We start from the raw sequence: 15,908 nt of genomic DNA on the forward strand, positions 1-15,908 counted from the left end.
TTCTCCGTCGCTCGGTGCGGGTTGTGTCACTGGTGCGTGCGGGCAGATGACGAAAACCCGCAGGCGGTTCCCACCGGGGCCGGCAGCGGCGTGGTCACGCGCGCCGCGCCGGTGAGGTCCGGGGCGGTGGAGCCCGCGATCAGCGCCCGTCGCCCGGTGACGCGGCGGCGGTGCCGGGTGCGCGGTTCAGCGGAAGCAGTCATGTGCCGGTTCCTCGGGTGGTGGTGACTCCTGCGCTCTCAGGTCGCCACCGGTGGGGAAAGGGTTGCCGCCGTTCCGGAATTTTTTCCGCGCGCCCCGTACGGGCGGGGCGCGCGGTCCCTACGAGGCGCCGCCGGAGGTGTCCTCGGCGGCGAAACCGCTGCCGAGGGTGCGGGCCTTGCCGTCCGACCGGCCCGTGATGACATAGCTGTCGCCGTCGGCGTCCCGGCCGCCGTGGTCGTGGTTGTACTGCCCGGCGAACACCCACTCGCCCACGGGGACCGTACGGCCCTCCTTGAGCACCCAGGTGTAGACCAGGAAGCCGTCCTGTTCGGTGACCGTCAGGTCGAAGTCCTGCTCCGGCAGCGACCGCCAGGCCCCGGTGTCGGACACCTTGCCGGTCTGGGCGATCCTCAGCTGCACGGTGAGCGCGGTGGCGACCTCCGTGGCCCGGACGGTGACGTTGCTCTGGGCCCAGAAGTCGTTGCTGTGGGGGTCCACGGAGCCGTCCGACGACAGCGGCCCGTCTTCCTTGTCGTCGACGGCCGGCAGGAGCACGACGGCCGACGTGGTGGGGGACGAGGTGGCGGAGGGCGTCGGGGAACCGCTCGGCTTCCTGGGGCCCTTCGACCCGCCGCCGGACCCGGAGGTCGGGGTGGCCTTCGGGGAGGCCGGCGGCCGGCTCGTGGCGTCGGGGGAACGCACCGGTGTCGGCGAGACGGAGACCGTCTGCTCCACGCGGGTGTCGTCCTTCACCGCGGACGCCACCGCGTACCCGCCGACCGCGAGCATGCCCGCGACCGCGGCCGTGGCTCCCACGACCCGCGTCCAGCCCCAGACCAGCGGGCGGGTCGCGCGGTGCGCGCGCCGTTGCTGCACCTGGGGCCCAGCCGCCATGCCGCGCTCGACCCGGGCCAGGATGCGGGCCCGGTCCGGCTCGTACGCCTCGGCCGCCTCGTGCAGCCGGGCGCGCAGCTCGTCGTGCACGTCCCGCTGCATCGTCATCGGTTCCTTCCCGAGGTCTCTCGGGTGCGCGCCATCGCGTGCACCGTGAGCGGAGCTCTCTGTGCGCCGAGCAGCTTCTGCAGCTCGGCTATTCCCTTGGAGGTCTGGCTCTTCACCGTACCCACGGAGACCCCCAGAGCGAGCGCGGTGTCCTTCTCCGAGAGGTCGAAGGCGTGCCGGAGCACCACGCAGGCCCGTTTGCGGAAGGGGAGTCTACGCAGCGCGGACTGTACGTCCACCACGCCGGCGACATCGGGGTTCTCGGTCTTCTCCTCGCGCTGCGACCAGAACAGGGCGATCCTGCGGCGCTCGCGGACCGCGCTGCGGATCCGGGTGCGGGCCAGATTGGCGACGACCCCGCGGGCGTACGCCACCGGGTGGTCGGCCGCCCGGACCCGGTCCCAGCGGTTCCACAGCGCGAGGAGCGCGTCCGCCGCCAGGTCGTCGGCGGCGTCCGCCTCACCGGTCAACAGGTGGGCGAGCCGGGCCAGTTCGGCGTAGTGACGGTCGAAGAAGGCATGGAATTCCACGGAGGCGGCGTCGTCGACGACTGTGCCCACGGGTGACCTCTTCTCGATGGCTGCTGTGCGTGTCATGCGAATGACATGGGGATGTCCCGAGAAGACGTCGGGACGAGATCCGGAAGCGTAGCAGTGATCATCCATTCGGTTTGGTACTGGGGTTCGAACGCCAAGTGGCTGCCGGGTGCCGAACGGGTGCCCGAATCCGTAACACGCAGAAAACCTGAGCACGGTGCAACGACGCAACAATCCAGCAGGCATCCGCACATGTTCGAGCAGGCAGCAGGGAGTCCCCCGTGGACAGAGTCGACCAGTTCTTCAAGATCTCCGAACGGGGTTCCACGTTCGGCCGGGAGATACGCGGCGGCTTCGCCACGTTCTTCACCATGGCCTACATCCTCGTGCTGAACCCGATCATCCTCGGAAACGCGAAGGACAAGTTCGGCCACACGCTCGACAGTGTGCAACTCACCACGGCCACGGCCCTGGTGGCCGCCGTGATGACGATCGTCATGGGCGTCGGCGGTAACCTCCCGCTCGCCCTCGCCGCCGGTCTCGGCCTCAACGCGGTGGTCGCCTTCCAGATCGCCCCGCTGATGAGCTGGGACGACGCGATGGGCCTGATCGTCCTCGAAGGCCTGCTGATCTGCGTCCTGGTGCTGACCGGTCTGCGCGAGGCCGTCATGCACGCCATCCCGAAGCCGCTGAAGCAGGCCATCAGCGTGGGCATCGGCCTGTTCATCGCCTTCATCGGCTTCGTCGACGCCGGGTTCGTCAGCCGGATCCCCGACGTCGCGCACACCACGGTCCCGGTCCAGCTCGGCGGGACCGGCACCCTGACCGGCTGGCCGGTCCTGGTCTTCTGCCTCGGTGTGCTGCTGACCGTCGCGCTGCTCGCCCGCAAGGTCAAGGGCGCCATCCTGATCAGCATCGTCGCGATGACCGTGCTCGCGATCGTCATCGACTCGCTCGCCGACGTGAAGAGCTGGGGACTGACCACCCCGGCCTGGCCCGACCGGCTCGTCGACGCCCCCGACTTCGGGCTGATCGGTCACTTCAGCCTGTTCGGCGCGTTCGGTGAGACCGGTGCCGTCACCGTCGTCCTGCTGGTCTTCACGCTCATCCTGTCCGACTTCTTCGACACCATGGGCACGGTCGTCGGCATCAGCGCCGAGGCGGGGCTGCTGAACGAGCAGGGCGAGGTGCCGAACCTCGGCCGGGTGCTGCTGATCGACGGCGCAGCGGCGGTCGCCGGCGGCGCGGCCTCCGCGTCCTCGGCGACCTCCTACATCGAGTCCGCGGCCGGTGTCGGCGAGGGCTCGCGCACGGGCTTCTCCAACCTCGTCACCGGCTCCCTGTTCGCGCTCGCGCTGTTCCTCACCCCGGTCCTGACGATCGTCCCCCTCCAGGCGGCGGCACCCGCGCTGGTCGCGGTCGGGTTCCTGATGATGACCCAGGTCAAGTCCATCGACTGGGACACGTACGAGTTCGCCGTCCCGGCGTTCCTGACCATCGCCGTGATGCCGTTCACGTACTCCATCACCAACGGCATCGGGGCCGGGTTCCTGGCGTACGTCGTCATCAAGACGGTGCTGGGCAAGGCGCGGGACGTGCACTGGCTGCTGTGGGGGGCTTCGGCGCTGTTCGTGGTGTACTTCGCCATCGACCCGATCGAGCAGATCCTCGGCGTGAAGTGAGGCGGTGGGTCAGGTGAGCGCCGCCTTCATCATGGCCCTGGCCACCGGTGCCGCCAGCCCGTTGCCGCTGACCTCGGAGCGCGCCGCGTCGGACTGTTCCACCACCACCGCCACGGCCACCTCCTTGCCGTCCGCCTTGCCGTAGGACGTGAACCAGGCGTACGGGGCCTTGCTGTTGTTCTCGCCGTTCTGGGCGGTGCCCGTCTTGCCGCCCACGGTGACGCCGTCGATGAGCGCGTTCGTGCCGGTGCCCTTCTCGACGACCGTCTGCATCGCCGACTGGAGCTGCTCGGCCGTGGACGCGCTGACGATCCGCTTCGAGGCGGCCTCGTCGTCGTAGTCCTTGAGCACGTCACCGCCGCCGTCGGTGATCTGCGCGACCATGTGGGGCGAGACAAGTTCACCGCCGTTGGCGATCGCGGCGGACACCATGGCCATCTGCAACGGGGTCGCGGTCACGTCGAACTGGCCGATGCCGGTCAGGGCGGTGGACGACTTGTCCATGCCGGAGGGGTACACGCTGGCGTACGCCCGCACCGGCACGTCCAGCGCGTCGTCGTTGAAGCCGAACTTCTCGGCCGTCGCCCTGAGCCGGTCCTGCCCGAGCTGTACGGCCAGGTGCGCGAAGACGTTGTTGCAGGAGTACTGGAGTGCCACCCGGATCGGGGCGTTCTCGCAGGGTGCCGAGGTGTTCTCGTTCTTCAGGACCGTCCGGGTGCCGGGCAGGGTGTAGGGGTCCGGGCTGTCGGTCCTCTCGTCCACCGACGCGTACAGGCCGTCCTCCAGCGCAGCCGCCGCGACGACCAGCTTGAAGGTCGAGCCCGGCGCCAGCGGTTGCCGCAGGGCGCGGTTGACCAGGGGCTTGTCGGGGTCCGCGGTCAGCTTCTGCCAGGCCGTGCCCGCGGTGTTGGCGTCGGTGAGCGAGGAGGGGTCGTAGGACGGCGTCGAGACGACCGCCAGGATCCTGCCGGTCTTCGGGTCGATCGCGACGGCCGCGCCCTTCTTGCCGCCGAGGGCGTCGTAGCCCGCCTTCTGCACGGCCGGATCGATGGTCGTGAGCACGTCGCCGGGGTCGGCCCGCCGGCCGGTGACCGTGTCCATCACCGTCTTCAGCCGGTTGTCCGTCCCGTTGAGCAGGTGGGTGTAGATGCCCTCCAGCTGGGTCGGGGCGTAGGCCTGTGAGGCGTAACCCGTCACCGCCGCGTACAGCCTGCCGTTCGTGTAGGTGCGCTTGTACGCGAGGTCGCCGCCCGTCGTCCGGGCGGAGCCGGTGACCGCCTTCCCGGCCACGATGATGTTCCCCAGCGGCCGCGAGTACGTCTCGATCGCGTTGCGCCGGTTGTCCGTGTCGTCCGCGAGAGCCCGGGCCTCGTAGAACTGCACCCAGGTCGCCCGGACGAGCAGGGCGAACACCAGCAGCAGCGCGAAGACCGAGGCACGCCTGATCGTCTTGTTCATTGCGCCCGGGAAGACGAGCGAGGAGAAGGGGGCGTTCCCTCCGGCCGCTTTTCTCATCGGACGTTCATGGGCGTACGCGCGTGGCCCTACGCCCCTGAGGCGTGCGCTCAGGCGTCCAGTCGGAGGACGGCCTCCGGGATCTCCTCGCCGCGTGCGGGGGCGAACCCCGAGGCGTGTTCGGTGACGCGGAAGCCGCACTTCTCCAGCACCCTGAGGGACCGGGCGTTGTCGGCCGCCGCCCGGGCGTACAGCGGGCGCTCGGGGGCCTCGGCCAGCAGGGCCCGCAGCGCCGCGGTCGCGATGCCCCGGCCCCAGTAGGCGCGGTCCACCCAGTAGGTCACCTCGCGCTCACCCGGGTCCCCGTACACCGCCGTGTGACCGACGACGTCCCCGTCGGCGAGGACGGTGCGGACCAGCGCGGTGGAGGCCCTCACCCGTTTCCAGTGGTCCTCGAAGGCGGACCGGTCGGCGGGGTCCTCCGGGGTGAAGGCCGCCGTCCACAGGGCTTCGGGGTCGTTCAACTGCCGGTAGAACACGGGCAGATCACTGTCGTGAACCGGGCGCAGGACGATTTCCATCAGCCGAGCCTACGCCGGTCGCACTCAGCGCGCCGATGTCACAGCCGGCGGGTGGCGAGGGTCAGCCGGTCCCGCGCGTCGAACAGGGCGTCCTTCACCAGCTGCTCGTGCGCCGGGGTGAGACGGGCCACCGGCACCGAGCAGCTGATCGCGTCCCGGGCCGGGGTGCGGTACGGGATCGCCACGCCGAAGCAGCGCAGACCGAGCGTGTTCTCCTCGCGGTCCACGGCGAAGCCCTGGTCGCGCACCTGGTGCAGCTCCTCGATGAGCTTCTCGCGGTCGGTGACGGTGTGCTCGGTGAGTGCCGGGAGCGTCTCCGGGAGCAGCTTGCGGACCTGTTCGTCGGAGTACGTGCTCAGCAGCGCCTTGCCGAGGGAGGTGGAGTGGGCGGGCAGCCGGCGGCCGACGCGGGTGAAGGGGCGCAGATAGTGCTGGGACTGGCGGGTGGCGAGGTAGACCACGTTGGTGCCGTCGAGCCGGGCCAGGTGGATGGTCTCGGTGGTGTCGTCCGCGAGCCGGTCCAGGGTCGGCCGGGCGGCGGCCACGACCTCGTCGCCGTCGATGTAGGAGGTGCCGACGAGCAGCGCCCGCACCCCGATGCCGTACCGGGTGCCCGTCGCGTCGGTCTCCACCCAGCCGAGCTCCACGAGCGTGCGCAGCAGCATGTAGAGACTGGACTTGGGGTAACCGACGGCCTCCTGGACCGCCGCGAGGGAGTGCATCCCGGGGCGGCCGGCGAAGTATTCCAGCAGCTCAACCGTCCGCACCGCGGACTTGACCTGGGCCCCGCCCCCCGTCTCGCCAGCCGACATCGCCCTTGACCCCTTCGTTCGACGGGAAATAGTCTCCGACAGCATATTCACCATGAGGAACGCTGTTCAGTATATCGAACATCCCTGGTGAATCAGCCAGTATCAAACGTGGCCAGGAGCAAGTGTGGAGGGACCCGCGGTGGCAGCAGCACCAGTCTGGAGTGTCGACCCCCGTACCGGGAAGCAGCGTGAACAGGTTGCGGTGGAGGCCACGGCCCAGGAGGTGGACACCGTCGTCCGCGCCGCGCACGCCACGCGCGGCTCCCTCGTCGACCGTGCCGTCCGTGCCGCCTTCCTGCGCACCGCCGCCGACAAGCTGGAGGCGGCCAAGGAGCAGCTGGTCGAGGTCGCCGACGCGGAGACCGCGCTCGGTCCGGTGCGGCTGAACGGCGAGCTGGCCCGCACCTGTTACCAGCTGCGCGCGTTCGCCGGGATCGTCGACGAGGGCGCCTTCCTCGACGTCGTGATCAACCACCCCGACGACACCGCCACCCCGCCGATCCCGGACCTGCGCCGCTACAAGGTGCCGCTCGGCGTCGTCGCCGTCTACTCGGCCTCCAACTTCCCCTTCGCCTTCTCCGTCGCCGGCGGCGACACCGCGAGCGCGCTGGCCGCGGGCAACCCGGTCGTCGTCAAGGCGCACCCGGACCACCCGGCCCTGTCCGAGCTGGTCGCCAAGGTCCTGCGCACGGCCGCCGCCGCCCACGGCATCCCCGAGGACGTCCTCGGACTCGTGCACGGCTTCGAGGCCGGCGTCGAGCTGATCAAGCACCCGCTGGTCGCCGCGGCCGGCTTCACCGGGTCCATCCGGGGCGGACGCGCGCTGTTCGACGCTGCGGCGGCCCGGCCGGTCCCGATCCCCTTCCACGGCGAGCTGGGCTCGCTGAACCCGGTGGTCGTCACCGAGGCCGCCGCCGCCGAGCGCGCGGAGGCCATCGGCACGGGCCTCGCGGGCTCGATGACGCTGGGCGTCGGCCAGTTCTGCGTCAAGCCCGGACTGGTCCTCGTACCGTCCGGCGCGGCCGGTGACGGACTGGTCAAGTCGCTCACGGACGCGGTGAGCGCCACCGAGGCGGGCGTGCTGCTCGACCACCGGATGCGGGACAACTTCATCGCCGGGGTGGCCGAGCGGGCGGAGCTGCCCGGGGTCGAGTCGCCGGTGACGCCCGGCGCGGGCTCCGAGCACACCGTCAGCGCGGGCTTCCTCACGGTGCCGGCGGGCCGGCTGGCCACCGCGGGGGACCACGACCTGCTGCTGGAGGAGTGCTTCGGGCCGGTCACCGTGGTCGCCCGCTACGAGGACGACGCCGAGGTCAGGGCGGTGCTGTCGCGGCTGCCGGGCAACCTCACGGCGACCGTGCAGCTGTCCGACGAGGAGGCCGCCGGGCAGGGGCGCGGTGGGGAGATCCTCGCCGAGCTGACGCCGCTGGCGGGACGCGTCCTGGTGAACGGATGGCCGACCGGGGTCGCCGTGGCCGCCGCCCAGCACCACGGCGGGCCCTACCCGGCCACCACGTCCACGTCGACCTCCGTCGGCGGGACCGCGATCGAGCGGTGGCTGCGGCCGGTCGTCTACCAGAACGCCCCCGTCGCGCTGCTGCCGGTGGAGCTCCGGGACGAGAACGAGCTGGGGCTGCCGCGGCGGATCGACGGGCGGCTCGAGCGCTAGCGCACCGCGGGTGGGGCGTGGCTCGTCGCGCGGTTCCCCGCGCCCCTGAGCGACGCCCTCCACCTGGATAATCAGATCATGGATGTCTCGCTTCCCGAACTGCCCTTCGCGCTTCGTACATACGGTCCCGACGGGCACTGGGCCTACGAGGACGGGGTGCTCAGTGCCTGGGCCGGGCCCCGGCAGGACCGGTTCGTCACGCCCACCGGGGAGGCGCTGGAGCCCGCCGGGGACGCGCCGCGGCTGCTCGGGGCACCCGAGGGGGACTTCCAGCTGATCGCACGGGTCACCGTGGGGTTCAACTGGGCCTTCGACGCCGGGGTGTTGTACGTCCATGTGGGCGAACGCGCCTGGGCCAAGCTGTGTCTGGAGTACTCGCCGGATGTGGCGACCGTCTGCACGGTCGTCACCCGGGGACACTCCGATGACGCCAACGCCTTCACCGTGGAGGGGAGTTCGGTCTGGCTCCGGGTGAGCAGGACCGGGCGCGCCTTCGCCTTCCACGCCTCCCGCGACGGCAGGCGCTGGACCTTCGTCCGGCTCTTCACGCTGGGCGACGAGAAGGAGACCGGTGCCGCACTGGTCGGCTTCATGACCCAGTCGCCGTTGGGCGAGGGCTGTGTGGTGACGTACGACCACATCGAGTTCCGGGACAGCTGGCCGGACGATCTGCGCGACGGCAGCTGAGCGGCGGGCGGAACCGGTCCGGCCGACGCCACGTCCTCCGGGGCATGATCGGAGAATCCCCCACCCCGGGCCGCGTCATCCGCACCGCCCTGCCCGCCGAGGCGGAGGCCGTCACCGCACTGCACGCCCGCGCCCGTGCCACCTACTATCCGGACGGCGTCCCCCAGGACGGTACCGACTGGCTCGGCGGCTGGCGCACCGCCCTCGCCCGGCCCGACGGGCAGGTGCTGTGCGTCGTGGAGCGGGGGCGGATCGTCGGGCTGGCCTCCTTCCGGGTGCCGGAGGGCGCGGGCGCGGACACGGTCAAGCTGTTCCAGTTCCACGTCGACCCCGGGCACTGGCGGACGGGCATCGGTACGGCGCTGCACACCGCGTGCGTGGAGCAATGGCGGACGGACGGCCGCCGGACCGCCGTGCTGGACGTGCATGTCGACAACCGCCGCGCCCAGGCCTTCTACGCACGTCAGGGCTGGTGCCCGGACCCGCAGGACCCGCCCGCCGAGGACGATCACCACCTCTCCCTGTACTTCCCGGTGGACGGGGGAGCGGCCGGGGAATGAACCCGGCTGCTTGAACGTTCATGCACTCGGCGGAGGGGGTCTCCGTCCCCCGTACGAGCTGGAGAGAGCCGAGAAGATGCGCGTCGAGATCTGGTCGGACATCGCCTGTCCCTGGTGCTACGTCGGCAAGGCCCGTTTCGAGAAGGCCCTCGCCGCCTTCCCGCACCGCGAGCAGGTCGAGGTCGTGCACCGCTCCTTCGAGCTCGACCCGGGACGCGCCAAGGGCGACGTCCAGCCCGTGATCAAGATGCTCACCAAGAAGTACGGCATGAGTGAGCAGCAGGCGCAGGCGGGCGAGGAGAACCTGGGCACCCAGGCCGCCGCCGAGGGCCTGGAGTACCGGACCCGCGGCCGCGACCACGGCAACACCTTCGACATGCACCGCCTGCTGCACTTCGCCAAGGAGCAGGGCCGCCAGGACGAGCTGATCCAGCTCCTCTACCGGGCGAACTTCGCCGAGGAGCGGTCCCTGTTCACCGAGGGCGACGAGCGGCTCGTGGACCTGGCCGTCGAGGCCGGCCTGGACGCCGACGCCGTCCGCAAGGTCCTCGCCGACCCGGCCGCCTACGCCGACGACGTCCGCGCCGACGAGCGCGAGGCCGCCCAGCTCGGCGCCAACGGCGTCCCCTTCTTCGTCCTCGACCGCGCCTACGGCGTCTCCGGCGCCCAGCCCGCCGAGGTCTTCACCCAGGCGCTCACCCAGGCCTGGGGCGACCGCTCCCCGCTGAAGCTGATCGACGACGGCGGTGCCGAGGCCTGTGGCCCGGACGGGTGCGCGGTTCCCGGGCACTGAGCATCGCAGAACAGCAGAACCGCAGGCCAAGGGCAACGTATAAGCGTTCCTTAGGAGTTCCGCGCAGAAATCCGCAATGGACTTCGACTTCGCCCGGCCGCACAGTGGTGCCATGGAGACCTTCGAGAGCCTCGTCCGTTCCGAGTTCGCCCCGAAGAACACCTTCCTGAACACCGCGAGCAACGGACTGCTGCCGGCCCGCACCGTGACGGCCCTCCACGAGGCCGCCTTGGTGCGGGCCGAGGGCAGGCCGCTGACCTCGCTCTACGCCGACATCGAGGCGGCCCGCGCCGCCTACGCCCGGCTGGCCGGCGTCCCCGTCGAGCGGGTCGCGGCCGGAACGTCCGTCGCCGCCCACACCGGCGTGATCGCCGCCTCGCTGCCGGCCGGCGCCGAGGTGCTCACCGCCGAGGGCGACTTCACCTCCGTCCTCAACCCGTTCCACGTCCGCGGCGATCTCAAGGTGCGCGCCGTTCCCCTGGAGCGCATCGCCGAGTCGGTCCGCCCGGGCACCGCGCTCGTCGCCGTCAGCGCCGCCCAGTCGGCCGACGGCCGGATCGCCGACCTGCCCGCCCTGCGCGAGGCGGCCCGCGCGCACGGGGCCCGCACCTACGTCGACTTCTCCCAGGCCGCCGGCTGGCTCGCCCTGGACGCCGGCGCGTACGACTACAGCGCCGCGGTCTGCTACAAGTGGCTGCTCGGCCCGCACGGCGCGGCCTTCCTCGTCGTCCCCGAGGACTTCGGCGGGCTCACCCCGGTGCTGGCCGGCTGGGTCGCGGGCGAACGGCCCTGGGACAGCTGCTACGGTCCCGTCACCGAACTCGCCCGCTCGGCAAGGCGGTTCGACGTCACCCCCGCCCTCTTCACCTACGCCGGCCTGCGCCGCTCCCTCGAACTCCTGGAGGAGCTCGGCGTGGACGCCGTACGCGCCCACGACCTCGCCCTCGCCGACCGCTTCCGCGCCGGACTCGCCTCCCTGGGGCACGAGCCCGTGCCCGCACCCGGCTCCGCGATCGTCTCCGTGCCCGGACTGGGCGGGCGCCAGCCGGAGTTGAGCGCGGCCGGCCTCGAAGTGTCCGACCGGGCGGGCCATCTGCGGGCCTCCTTCCACCTCTACAACACACCCGCCGACGTCGACCGCCTGCTGGACGTCCTGGCGGACTGACCGCGGTCGCCGGCATCGGTGCGGGGAGCGGCCCGTCCGGACCTCAGCACACCGGGGTGAAGTCCCTCGCACCGATGAACTCCGGCCGCCGCACGGGGGCCGCGAACGGCTCGACCGCCGCGTTCTCCACGCTGTTGAACACGATGAAGACGTTGCTGCGCGGGAACGGCGTGATGTTGTCGCCCGAGCCGTGCATGGCGTTGCAGTCGAACCAGGTCGCCGAGCCCGCCCGGCCGGTGAACAGCCGGATGCCGTACTCGCCCGCCAGCGCGGTCAGCGCCTCGTCCGAGGGGGTGCCCGCGTCCTGCATCTGCAGCGACTTCTTGTAGTTGTCCTCGGGGGTGGCGCCCGCGCAGCCCAGGAACGTCCGGTGCGAGCCCGGCATGATCATCAGGCCGCCGTTGGTGTCGAGGTTCTCGGTCAGCGCGACCGACACCGACACCGTCCGCATGCCCGGCAGCCCGTCCTCGGCGTGCCAGGTCTCGAAGTCGGAGTGCCAGTAGAAGCCGCCGGCCCCGAAGCCCGGCTTGACGTTGATCCGGGACTGGTGGACGTACACGTCCGAGCCGAGGATCTGCCGGGCCCGCCCGACGACCCGCTCGTCCCGCACCAGCGCCGCGAACACCGGGCTCAGCCGGTGCACCTCGAAGACCGAGCGGATCTCCTTGGAGCGCGGCTCCACGATCGACCGCTCGTCGGCCCGGATCTCCGGGTCGGCGACGAGACGCTCCAACTCGCGTCGGCAGACGGCGACCTCGTCGTCGCCGATGAGCTGCTCGACGCTGAGGAAGCCGTCGCGTTCGTACGCCTGGAGTTCGGCCGCGGACACCGGGCCCGGGGTGCTCGGGGAGCCCCAGACGACGGGGTCCTCGCGGGGGACGGACACCTCGGTGGTGCCGCGGGTGGGGTAGCGATCGGTGACGGTGGTCATGACGGTCACACCTCCTCGGGGCGGGTGGTCCCGGGTTCGGTGAGCTCGGGTTCCGTGAGCTCGGGTTCCGTGAGCAGGGGATAGACGCCGTTCTCGTCGTGGTCCTCCCGTCCCGTCACGGGCGGGTTGAACACGCAGAGGCAGCGGAAGTCCTCCAGGACGCGCAGCGTGTGCCGCTCGTGGCCGTCCAGGAGGTACATGGTTCCGGGAGCGATCGCATGGGTCGTCCCGGTCTCGTGGTCGGTGAGTTCGGCGGCGCCCTCCACACAGACCACGGCCTCGATGTGGTGGGCGTACCGCATCGACGTCTCGGTGCCGGCGTACAGAATCGTTTCGTGCAGGGAGAATCCGACGCGCTCCCGGGCCAGCACGATCCGCTTGCTCTCCCAGGTGCCGGACGCGGCCCGCACATGCCGGTCGGTGTTCTCGATGTCCTTGAACGAACGGACGATCATGGTGTCCCTCCTGCCGGCCGACTACCGGCCGACGGTCTCGCGGACGGTCTCGCGGACGGCCCGGGCGAGGACGCCGAGCCCCTCGTCCAGTTCCTCCGGGGTGATGGTCAGGGCGGGCAGCAGCTTGACGACCTCGCTCTGCGGGCCGGAGGTCTCGATCAGCAGCCCCAGCTCGAAGGCGCGCCGCGCCACCCGCGAGGCCCGCTCCTTCTCGTGGAACTCCAGACCCCACACGAGACCGCGCCCCCGGTACTCCTTCACATCGGCGAGGTTCTCCTCGGTGATCGAGATCAGCCCCTGCTCCACCTGCTCGCCGCGCGCCAGGGTCTGTTTCTCCATCACGGACCCGTCGGCCCAGTACGCCTCCAGCGCGGCCGTCGCGGTGACGAACGCCGGGTTGTTGCCGCGGAAGGTGCCGTTGTGCTCGCCCGGCTCCCACACGTCCAGTTCCGGCCGGAACAGGCACAGCGACATGGGCAGCCCGTACCCGCTGACGGACTTGGAGACGGTGACGACGTCGGGCGTGATCCCGGCCTCCTCGAAGGAGAAGAACGCGCCGGTGCGCCCGCACCCCATCTGGATGTCGTCGACGATCAGCAGCATGTCCTGCCGCTCGCACAACTCCTTGAGGGCGCGCAGCCACGCGGGCCGGGCCACGTTGATCCCGCCCTCGCCCTGCACGGTCTCCACGATCACCGCGGCCGGCTTGTTGAGCCCGGAGCCCCGGTCCTCCAGGAGCCGCTCGAACCACAGGAAGTCCGGGACGGTCCCGTCGAAGTAGTGGTCGAAGGGCATCGGCGTGCCGTGCACGAGCGGAATGCCGGCCCCGGCCCGCTTGAAGGCGTTCCCGGTGACGGCGAGCGACCCGAGCGACATGCCGTGGAAGGCGTTGGTGAACGACACGATCGCCTCGCGTCCCTTCACCTTCCGCGCCAGCTTCAGCGCGGACTCCACCGCGTTGGTGCCGGTCGGCCCGGGGAACATCACCTTGTACGGCAGGTCGCGCGGCCGCAGCACCGACTGCTGGAAGGTCTCCAGGAACGTCCGTTTGGCGACGGTCGACATGTCGAGCGCATGGGCGATCCCGTCCCGCGAGAGGTAGTCGATCAGCGCCCGTTTCAGCACGGGGTTGTTGTGGCCGTAGTTGAGGGATCCGGCACCGGCGAAGAAGTCCAGGTACCGGTGGCCGTCCTCGTCGTACAGGAGGCTGCCCTGCGCACGGTCGAAGACGACGGGCCAGCCGCGGCAGTAGCTGCGCACCTCGGACTCGACGGTCTCGAACACGCTGAGGTCGGGCTGGGTGATGGTCACGGCGAATCGCTCCTCGGTGTGGGGGAGATGAGGGGGCAGCGGGGTCAGCGGGGGGCGGAGAGGGGGCCGATGCGGTACAGCACCTCGGGATCGTGCGGCCCGTCCGGGAACAGCCCGGCGTCGAACAGCACCTCGCGGCGGACCTCGGCGCCGTGCCGGGCGGCGTACGAGGTGAACAGCCGCTCGGAGGCGGTGTTGTCCGGGGTGACGGTGGCCTCGACGGCCGTGATCGCGCGCTCGGCCACGAGCCGTGCCGTCAGCCCGTCCAGCAGGGCCGCGGCGAGGCCACGCCCCCGGTGGGAGGCGTCCACGGCCACCTGCCAGACCAGCAGGGTGCGGGGGTCCGCCGGTCGTACGTACCCGGTGACGAACCCGACCGGTTCCCCGCCGTCGGCACGCACCACCGCCGAGGTGCCGGCGAAGTCGCGGCACCACAGCAGATAGCTGTAGGACGAGTTCAGATCCAGACTTCCCGATTCCCTGGCCATACGCCAGAGAGCGGCGCCGTCAGCCACGGAAGGACGGTCGATGAGAAGGTCTGCTGCTGCGTAAGTCATGCGGGAAGTCATGCGGAAGGAACTTACCCAGGCGAATGAAAAAACGCATGGAGAGGCCGTGGGGATTCCGTGACGCAGGTGAGGTAGGGGGGCGGTATGCGGTTTTTGTGGTAGCGCAAAAAGGTGCATACCGCACCACTTGTGCAATGTGTCACGCCCGTCGGGGACCCGGGAAATCGCCCGGGTTTAGTGAAGGGAAATCCGGGCAGAAGAACTCGGGAATTCCCTGAATTCAGACTCCGATAACTCCGTCGATTTCTTCCCGAAGAATGCCCGTGAGGCTTGTAGTGGCCTATGCCCAGGCCTCCTCCACCGCCCGCAGCGCCGCGGTCACGTCCACGTCCCGCCCCGCCTCGGCCAGCGCCTGGCCGAGGCCCACCAGGCTCGCCCGCACCGCGCCCGGTGTCGCGTCCGCCCCGTAGTGGTTCACCCGGATCATCTCCTTGGCCAGCGCACCCCCGCCCGCCGCCAGCGGCAGCGCGGGATCCGTGGCCAGCGCCCGTGCCACCAGCTCCGAGGCCACCAGGTGCGCGGGGACCCGCAGGGTCGTGGCCACGGGCGCCGCCTCCGCCGCCCGGTGGACGTACGGCTCCAGGCCCCCGCCCAGCGCGACCGCCCCCGCCCGCGTCGCCGCCGCGGCCGTCGCGTGGCGGCGCATCACCGTCTCGAGGCCCTGCGCCTCGATCCGCTCCACGCACGCCTCCAGGGCCAGCATCTCCAGCTGCGCCGGGGCGTGCGGCAGCGCGGCGCGTCCGCCGTCGATCCAGCGGGCCTTCCAGTCCAGCAGCGAGAGGTACGACCGCCGCGGGGCCCCGGGGTTCGCCGCCATCCGTGCCCACGCCCGCTCGCTGACCGACACCGCGGAAACGCCCGCCGGCCCGCCCATGGCCTTCTGGGCGCCGATCACGCACAGGTCCACGCCCCACGCGTCCGGCAGTACCGGCTCGGCGCCCACGGAGGCCACGGCGTCCAGGTAGAACAGCGCGCCCCGCTCCTTCACCACCTCGCCGATCTCCGCGACCGGGTTGGTGTTGCCGGTCGCCGCCTCCGCGTGCACCAGCGAGACGAAGTCGATCTCCGGGTGCTCGGTGAACGCCTCCCGGACCTGCGTGGCCGTCACCGCCGTGTGGAAGGGCACCGCCAGGTCGATCACGGTGGCGCCGCAGTCCCGCAACCAGTCACCGAAGGTCTGTCCGTACGGACCGGTGATCACGTTCAGGGCCACGGTGCCCGGCCCCGCGGTCCCCCGGATCGCCCCCTCCAGCGGCAGCAGGGCCTCCCCCTGCATGATCACGACGTCCTGCCGGGTGCCCAGCAGACGGGCCACCCGGTCCTCGACCGAGGCGAAACGGGCGGCGCTCAGCGGGGACAGGTCCAGGAACGGGTGCGTCACAGAGGTGCTCTCTTCTCGCTCACGGGGTAGGGGTCACGAGCGTAACCGTCTCCCCACCCCGCTCCCCGACCGGCGACTTCTTAGGTCGCGCAGCCCAGTAACCATCGGTTTAATT

At 71.1% G+C, this 15,908-nt stretch carries 16 protein-coding genes; 6 read left to right on the forward strand and 10 right to left on the reverse strand.

Translation table 11 applies throughout. The annotated features are described in order from the left end of the window. Nucleotides 1–321 precede the first annotated feature (321 nt). Nucleotides 322–1,206: a hypothetical protein gene (locus tag AQJ58_RS37235; RefSeq protein WP_067258658.1), complete on the reverse strand. Its 885-nt coding sequence runs from the start codon at nucleotides 1,204–1,206 to the stop codon at nucleotides 322–324. Beyond that, complete coding sequence (locus AQJ58_RS37240; protein ID WP_067258660.1) at nucleotides 1,203–1,766, reverse strand: SigE family RNA polymerase sigma factor; 564 nt, start codon at nucleotides 1,764–1,766, stop codon at nucleotides 1,203–1,205. The genes AQJ58_RS37235 and AQJ58_RS37240 overlap by 4 nt, the downstream gene beginning before the upstream one ends. A 257-nt stretch (nucleotides 1,767–2,023) precedes the next feature. On the opposite strand from AQJ58_RS37240, the gene AQJ58_RS37245 reads away from it, so the two are divergent. Next, nucleotides 2,024–3,424, forward strand: a complete 1,401-nt coding sequence (locus tag AQJ58_RS37245) for an NCS2 family permease (RefSeq protein ID WP_199844778.1) — start codon at nucleotides 2,024–2,026, stop codon at nucleotides 3,422–3,424. A gap of 9 nt (nucleotides 3,425–3,433) precedes the next feature. Here the strand turns inward: AQJ58_RS37245 and AQJ58_RS37250 are convergent, their stop codons facing one another. From AQJ58_RS37250 to AQJ58_RS37260, 3 genes are all read right to left on the reverse strand, one after another. Beyond that, a complete protein-coding gene (locus AQJ58_RS37250) occupies nucleotides 3,434–4,882 on the reverse strand; it encodes a peptidoglycan D,D-transpeptidase FtsI family protein (protein ID WP_067258664.1) in 1,449 nt (482 codons plus the stop codon). A 107-nt stretch (nucleotides 4,883–4,989) separates the two neighbouring features. Continuing rightward, nucleotides 4,990–5,460: a GNAT family N-acetyltransferase gene (locus AQJ58_RS37255; RefSeq protein WP_067258666.1), complete on the reverse strand. Its 471-nt coding sequence runs from the start codon at nucleotides 5,458–5,460 to the stop codon at nucleotides 4,990–4,992. Nucleotides 5,461–5,498: 38 nt separating this feature from the next. Next, entirely contained in the window at nucleotides 5,499–6,272 is a 774-nt protein-coding gene (locus AQJ58_RS37260; RefSeq protein WP_067258668.1) for an IclR family transcriptional regulator, read from the reverse strand. A 139-nt stretch (nucleotides 6,273–6,411) separates the two neighbouring features. Here AQJ58_RS37260 and AQJ58_RS37265 point away from each other — a divergent pair, with 139 nt between their 5' ends. The 5 genes from AQJ58_RS37265 to AQJ58_RS37285 all read left to right on the forward strand — a co-directional run bounded on the left by AQJ58_RS37265 (nucleotide 6,412) and on the right by AQJ58_RS37285 (nucleotide 11,146). Then, nucleotides 6,412–7,941: an aldehyde dehydrogenase (NADP(+)) gene (locus AQJ58_RS37265; protein WP_079079469.1), complete on the forward strand. Its 1,530-nt coding sequence runs from the start codon at nucleotides 6,412–6,414 to the stop codon at nucleotides 7,939–7,941. A 78-nt stretch (nucleotides 7,942–8,019) separates the two neighbouring features. Next, the gene (locus tag AQJ58_RS37270) at nucleotides 8,020–8,628 is read left to right on the forward strand and encodes a DUF1349 domain-containing protein (RefSeq protein WP_067258672.1); all 609 of its coding nucleotides are present in this window, start codon (nucleotides 8,020–8,022) and stop codon (nucleotides 8,626–8,628) included. A 44-nt stretch (nucleotides 8,629–8,672) separates the two neighbouring features. After that, nucleotides 8,673–9,188 carry a GNAT family N-acetyltransferase gene (locus AQJ58_RS37275; protein WP_067258677.1) on the forward strand — a complete coding sequence of 172 codons (516 nt, stop codon included), beginning with the start codon at nucleotides 8,673–8,675 and terminating at the stop codon, nucleotides 9,186–9,188. A gap of 76 nt (nucleotides 9,189–9,264) precedes the next feature. Beyond that, entirely contained in the window at nucleotides 9,265–9,981 is a 717-nt protein-coding gene (locus tag AQJ58_RS37280) for a DsbA family oxidoreductase (RefSeq protein WP_067258679.1), read from the forward strand. Between the two features lie 112 nt (nucleotides 9,982–10,093). After that, on the forward strand, nucleotides 10,094–11,146 hold the full coding sequence (locus AQJ58_RS37285) for an aminotransferase class V-fold PLP-dependent enzyme (RefSeq protein ID WP_067258820.1): 1,053 nt from the start codon (nucleotides 10,094–10,096) through the stop codon (nucleotides 11,144–11,146). Between the two features lie 43 nt (nucleotides 11,147–11,189). Here the strand turns inward: AQJ58_RS37285 and thpD are convergent, their stop codons facing one another. From thpD to AQJ58_RS37310, 5 genes are all read right to left on the reverse strand, one after another. Then, a complete protein-coding gene (gene thpD, locus AQJ58_RS37290) occupies nucleotides 11,190–12,077 on the reverse strand; it encodes an ectoine hydroxylase (RefSeq protein WP_067258821.1) in 888 nt (295 codons plus the stop codon). A gap of 5 nt (nucleotides 12,078–12,082) precedes the next feature. Further along, nucleotides 12,083–12,532 (reverse strand): ectoine synthase, encoded by a 450-nt coding sequence (locus tag AQJ58_RS37295; protein ID WP_067258680.1) that lies wholly within the window; start codon nucleotides 12,530–12,532, stop codon nucleotides 12,083–12,085. Nucleotides 12,533–12,553: 21 nt separating this feature from the next. Further along, nucleotides 12,554–13,843 (reverse strand): diaminobutyrate--2-oxoglutarate transaminase, encoded by a 1,290-nt coding sequence (gene ectB / locus AQJ58_RS37300; RefSeq protein WP_067258682.1) that lies wholly within the window; start codon nucleotides 13,841–13,843, stop codon nucleotides 12,554–12,556. A gap of 44 nt (nucleotides 13,844–13,887) precedes the next feature. Next, nucleotides 13,888–14,400: a diaminobutyrate acetyltransferase gene (ectA, locus tag AQJ58_RS37305; RefSeq protein ID WP_067258683.1), complete on the reverse strand. Its 513-nt coding sequence runs from the start codon at nucleotides 14,398–14,400 to the stop codon at nucleotides 13,888–13,890. Nucleotides 14,401–14,692: 292 nt separating this feature from the next. Further along, entirely contained in the window at nucleotides 14,693–15,793 is a 1,101-nt protein-coding gene (locus tag AQJ58_RS37310) for a pyridoxal-phosphate-dependent aminotransferase family protein (protein ID WP_067258684.1), read from the reverse strand. Nucleotides 15,794–15,908: the final 115 nt, after the last annotated feature.

It is taken from the genome of Streptomyces sp. DSM 15324 (assembly GCF_001514285.1).
Classification (GTDB): Bacteria; Actinomycetota; Actinomycetes; order Streptomycetales; family Streptomycetaceae; genus Streptomyces.

Excerpts from the sequence above, each read along its gene's own strand:
- AQJ58_RS37250 (WP_067258664.1), bottom strand. The coding sequence starts at position 4,882 with ATGAACAAGACGATCAGGCGTGCCTCGGTCTTCGCGCTGCTGCTGGTG.
- AQJ58_RS37270 (WP_067258672.1), top strand. The coding sequence starts at position 8,020 with ATGGATGTCTCGCTTCCCGAACTGCCCTTCGCGCTTCGTACATACGGT.
- ectA (WP_067258683.1), bottom strand. The coding sequence starts at position 14,400 with ATGACTTACGCAGCAGCAGACCTTCTCATCGACCGTCCTTCCGTGGCT.
- AQJ58_RS37295 (WP_067258680.1), bottom strand. The coding sequence starts at position 12,532 with ATGATCGTCCGTTCGTTCAAGGACATCGAGAACACCGACCGGCATGTG.
- AQJ58_RS37285 (WP_067258820.1), top strand. The coding sequence starts at position 10,094 with ATGGAGACCTTCGAGAGCCTCGTCCGTTCCGAGTTCGCCCCGAAGAAC.
- AQJ58_RS37255 (WP_067258666.1), bottom strand. The coding sequence starts at position 5,460 with ATGGAAATCGTCCTGCGCCCGGTTCACGACAGTGATCTGCCCGTGTTC.
- AQJ58_RS37235 (WP_067258658.1), bottom strand. The coding sequence starts at position 1,206 with ATGACGATGCAGCGGGACGTGCACGACGAGCTGCGCGCCCGGCTGCAC.
- AQJ58_RS37275 (WP_067258677.1), top strand. The coding sequence starts at position 8,673 with ATGATCGGAGAATCCCCCACCCCGGGCCGCGTCATCCGCACCGCCCTG.
- thpD (WP_067258821.1), bottom strand. The coding sequence starts at position 12,077 with ATGACCACCGTCACCGATCGCTACCCCACCCGCGGCACCACCGAGGTG.
- AQJ58_RS37280 (WP_067258679.1), top strand. The coding sequence starts at position 9,265 with ATGCGCGTCGAGATCTGGTCGGACATCGCCTGTCCCTGGTGCTACGTC.
- AQJ58_RS37260 (WP_067258668.1), bottom strand. The coding sequence starts at position 6,272 with ATGTCGGCTGGCGAGACGGGGGGCGGGGCCCAGGTCAAGTCCGCGGTG.